At 50.2% G+C, this 4,697-nt stretch carries 5 protein-coding genes; all 5 read left to right on the top strand.

Annotated elements, in window-relative coordinates:
- The coding region (locus ABJQ89_RS15230; protein WP_348497033.1) for a transglycosylase SLT domain-containing protein at positions 1–430 on the top strand (430 nt) is incomplete at its 5' end.
- The gene (gene flhA / locus ABJQ89_RS15225; protein ID WP_348497032.1) at positions 427–2,502 is read left to right on the top strand and encodes a flagellar biosynthesis protein FlhA; all 2,076 of its coding nucleotides are present in this window, start codon (positions 427–429) and stop codon (positions 2,500–2,502) included. The genes ABJQ89_RS15230 and flhA, both read left to right, overlap by 4 nt.
- Positions 2,499–3,260: a flagellar biosynthetic protein FliR gene (locus tag ABJQ89_RS15220; protein WP_348497031.1), complete on the top strand. Its 762-nt coding sequence runs from the start codon at positions 2,499–2,501 to the stop codon at positions 3,258–3,260. Before flhA ends, ABJQ89_RS15220 begins: the two co-directional genes overlap by 4 nt.
- Positions 3,212–4,342, top strand: coding sequence for a flagellar type III secretion system protein FlhB (locus tag ABJQ89_RS15215; protein WP_348497030.1), 1,131 nt, complete (start codon positions 3,212–3,214; stop codon positions 4,340–4,342). The genes ABJQ89_RS15220 and ABJQ89_RS15215 overlap by 49 nt, the downstream gene beginning before the upstream one ends.
- Positions 4,326–4,679 carry a hypothetical protein gene (locus tag ABJQ89_RS15210; protein WP_348497029.1) on the top strand — a complete coding sequence of 118 codons (354 nt, stop codon included), beginning with the start codon at positions 4,326–4,328 and terminating at the stop codon, positions 4,677–4,679. Before ABJQ89_RS15215 ends, ABJQ89_RS15210 begins: the two co-directional genes overlap by 17 nt.
- The last annotated feature ends 18 nt before the right edge of the window (positions 4,680–4,697 follow it).

The following is a 4,697-nucleotide window of genomic DNA, read 5'->3' as shown; positions in this document are numbered from 1 at the left end:
AAGTTGGTTATCGAGCGAGGGAGAATTGCTCGAAACAGCGCTCGAACTTATCGCCAAAGGAGAACGCTCCTTCGATCTCGGGTGCTTCCAGCTTAACTATCGTTGGCATGGCGCAGAATTTGTGAGCCTCGACCAAATGATATCTCCAAAGGAGAACGCTCTTTATGCGGCCAAGTTTTTGAAGGCTCTATATGCAGAGTTTGGTGATTGGACCGAGGCTGCGGGTGCATATCACTCTCGTACGGAAGAACATGCAAAAGCCTACAAAGCGAGGTTTTTGGTTCACTATGATGACGATCCTGAACCGCTGCAAATTGCGATGTCCGCCAACGCGCAAACTCAAGTCAAAAGAACTAATTCGTACCCTTTATTGGTTAATCGAGCGAGCCGAGCGCGACTAGGCTCTCTTATGCCGGAAGCGTCACAATGATCAGGATAAGCTTCAATCCAACAATTTTGCTGGCTTTGGCTTTGATGGCTGTGATCGTTATGATGATTTTGCCGATGCCTGCCTTCATTCTAGACATGGGGCTTGCGATCTCATTTGGGCTCGCAATCCTGATTTTTACGATCACCTTGTTTGTCGAACGTCCTCTTGATTTCTCGTCATTCCCGACCGTCTTGCTCGCGTCATTGATGTTGAGGCTTTCGCTGAATGTGTCATCAACAAAATTGATTATCGGTCAGGGCCACACTGGTACTGGCGCTGCTGGCGGAGTTATTGAAGGTTTTGCTGATTTTGTGATGGGCGGCAGCGTGTTTTTGGGGCTCGTTGTTTTTGGAGTTCTCATGATTGTGAACTTCATGGTCATCACGAAAGGTGCGACCCGAATGGCTGAAGTCGGGGCGCGATTTGCACTTGATGCGATGCCCGGAAAGCAGTTGGCGATTGATAGCGATATGTCATCTGGCGCGATTGATCATGCAGAAGCGAAGGCGCGCCGTGAACGTGATCAGCTCGAAACGACCTTTTTTGGCTCGCTTGATGGTGCCTCTAAGTTTGTGAAAGGTGACGCAGTTGCGGGTCTTCTGATAACTTTACTCAATTTTGTAATGGGTTTGATTATGGGGATTGCGGTCCAAGGCATGCCTGTTCTTCAAGCTTTTGAAACCTATGCGATCCTTACGGTCGGTGATGGGTTGGTCACTCAAATACCCGCAGTCATTATATCGATCTCAGCGGCGCTATTGCTCGCGCGCGGAGGTGCTATTGGCGCCACCGATATTACGCTTTTCAAGCAATTAGGGCGTCATCCTGCTGCTCTTTTGACTGTTGGCTTGCTAATGGTTTTGTTTGCTTTGGTTCCCGGTTTGCCATTTGTCCCATTTGTTTTGGGCGGTGGAATCTTGATTGGTTTTGCCTGGCATATGTATCAAAGAGGATTAAAGCAGCTAGATCACTCCAATGATGTACCTGTCGAGCAAAGTAATGATCCCGTTGAGGAAACGATGGCGGATATTCTGGACCTCGATGACATCCACGTTCAATTTGCACCTGATTTGGTTGAAATGGTGCTGGATCCGGGGACGGGGTTAGATGCACGCATTCGCAATATGCGTACGCATGTTGCTCAGGAATTTGGCCTTGTCATGCCTGAAATTCGCCTGACGGATGATCATGGGCTTTCCGCTGGGAGCTATAGAATTAAGATTCAAGGCGTTGAGCAGGAAACAGGCAGCTTGCAGCCAAACAGACTGTTGGCTTTGGTAGATGACTCTGCAGCACAAAATCAAAAAGATTTAGTTGAAGAACCAGTTTATGGCGCTCCGGCAATATGGATCGATCAGGATGCGCAGGAAAAGGCGGTTTTTGCTGGGCAAACCGTAGTGTCCCCTTGCGAAATACTTGCGACGCATTTGTTGGAGTGTCTACGCAAGAACTTGAGCCGTTTACTGACGTTTAAATCGCTTCAACGTTTGCTTGATGAAATGGTAAATGTAACTGATCCAAAACGAGCTGCCGCAAACCGCCGTTTGTTGGACGAACTTGTCCCAGATAAGGTGCCGCTCGATGTACTACATTCTGTCCTCAGGCTTCTTTTGGCTGAGCAAGTCTCAATACGGAACCTGCCAGTAATTGTTGAGACAATCGCCAAGGCTCGTCCGATCCACACGAGCGCTGAAGCGACTTGCGAATTCGTACGACAAGCGCTGGGCTTTCAATTGGTGTCGGGATTGAAGCGGGCAGATGGAACCATTCCGCTAATTCAGCTGGCACCAGAATGGGAGCAAACCTTCAACACGTATCAACTGGACGCAGAACATGGTGTCGCAAACATTGCTTTACCACCCGAGGAATTTAGCAAGCTCGTCACTTCGGTGAGCGACCAAGTGTCCGAGCAGTCTGAACGCGGTGTCATGCCAGCGATCGTAACGTCCCGACAACGGCGCAGGTTCCTGAACACCATCATTTCTGCCAGAGGGATTACGGCGCCTGTTTTATCGTTTGAAGAAATTGGAACAGAGGCGACACCCTCTATAGTTGGCGTCGCTGCCGCGTGAACACTCTCGTTCCTGAAATCTGGCAGCCAATAGCGCTGAGTTTCTTGACCGTGATGTTTCGCGTTGCGGCGTTGATCGCGTTGTTGCCTGCGCTGGGAGAAGCTTCCGTACCGGCGCGTGTAAAACTGGCCCTATCCATTGGGTTAAGTCTGGTCATTTTTCCAATCCTGCCTGAGTTCGAGACAAGAGCAATTCAAGGAAGCCGCATTTTCGCGACAATTCTATCAGAGATAGGGATAGGGCTGTGGTTCGGTCTTTTGCTTCGTGTTTTTGTGTTTTGTTTGCAAACGGCTGGTTCAATTGCTGCGCAATCAACATCGTTGTCACAGATCCTAGGGTCCGCAGGCGTCGAACCGTTGCCTGCGATGGGACATGTAATAACAATGGCGGGCATGACTTTAGCATTAACGCTTGGGCTACACGTGAGCGCCGCTGGATATCTGATCGGGTCTTATGAGCTGTTTCCTGTCGGCAATCTACCGGACACAGCGAACATAGTAGAGGCCGGCGTTGCCCAGATTGCATGGGGCTTTCGTCTCGCATTCACACTGGCTGCGCCCTTTTTCATTTTGTCATTGCTTTATAACCTGACGCTCGGGGTCATTAACCGAGCAATGCCGCAGTTGATGGTCGCATTCGTCGGCGCGCCGGTTATCACGGCGGGGGCATTGTTCCTGTTCGCAATCGCAATTCCTTTGATGCTGAGCAAATGGGCCGACGCACTGTTTCGCTTCGTCAATACTGGCGTGGTCGGATAATGTCGGGTCAGGACGATTCATCAGAAAAGAGTCATGAACCCACTCAGAAAAAGCTCGATGATGCGCGAAAGAAGGGTGAAGTTGCTCGATCGAACGACGTCAATGTTGCTCTGTCTTATTTTGGCATATGGCTTTTCTTGATAATGATGGGTAGCGCGGTCGCGTCGAATTTGGGCACAAGCCTTCAGCTTTCGTTGATGCGAGCCTTCGAACTGGATAACGCGCTCACCTTTAGCAACGGATACTTCGCCCCTCTGCTTTTGAGTGGAGCGCAGTTCGTCGGTCTCGCCGCGTTGATCCCGGCTTCACTGATAGTGGTCGTGTTGCTTGCACAGCGTGCATTGCTCTTCACACCAAGCAAGGTGCAGCCAAAACTATCTCGTGTTTCAATTCTGAAAAACGCTGGAAATAAGTTCGGTCGCAATGGATTGTTTGAGTTCGCCAAGAGCTTTGTCAAATTGCTGGTGTACTCTCTATGCCTCACCTTGTTCTTGCGGGCGAATTTTGATGCGATTGTGGGCGCCTCTGCGGGAACGGATCGGGGCGCTCTTCTATTGCTCTTCGATCTTATGAGATCGTTCTTGAGTCTGGCTGTTCTTGTAGCCGCTGTCATCGCTGTCATTGACTTTGGATGGCAAGCATTTGAACACCAGCGTAAGAACCGAATGTCTCATAAAGAAATGAGAGACGAGATTAAGGATAGCGAAGGCGACCCACATCTCAAGCAAGCGCGTCGTTCGCGTGCACAAGAAATAGCACTCAATCAAATGGTAGCGGATGTCCCAAAGGCTGACGTCATCATCGTAAACCCCACGCACTATGCAGTTGCGCTTAAATGGGAAGGTGGTCGATCTAGCGCGCCAGTCTGCGTTGCAAAAGGTGTTGATGAAATCGCGATGCGCATCAGAGCAATCGCAACGGAAGCAAATGTACCCATTCATTCAGACCCTCCAACAGCGCGCGCGCTTCATGCTGTCGTGGAGATCGGTATGGAAATCAAACCTGAGCATTATGCTGCGGTGGCGGTGGCGATCCGATTTGCCGAAACCTTGAAAGGGAACAAGCGTGGCTCAAGCGAATAATAAGTGGGCGCAGTTGGCTGAATTGGCACAACTGGCTTACGACAAAGAGCTCGCTAAGTTGTCTGCCTTGTGGGAGGCGGAAGCGAAGTTGGTGGAACGGCGTCAGAGGCTAAACGCGATGAATGAACAAGCGATGGACGACCTCTCAGAGCCGCACCCTGCGCTTTGGCATAATGGCGATGTCCTTTGGCAAACGTGGGTCAATCAGAATGGGCGGGCCATTGGGATGGAACAAGCGCGACTGAAAGCTCTGGCAGAATTTCACAAACCCGAACTTAGAAAAGCCTTCGGCCGCAAAAGCGTTTTAGAATCTTTGTCTGGCAAAAAGACTCGCTGACTACCTAATGTGGTCGAG

The organism is Planktotalea sp., assembly GCF_039984035.1.
Classification (GTDB): domain Bacteria; phylum Pseudomonadota; class Alphaproteobacteria; order Rhodobacterales; family Rhodobacteraceae; genus Planktotalea.
This window is presented reverse-complemented; position numbering and strand designations above follow the sequence as displayed.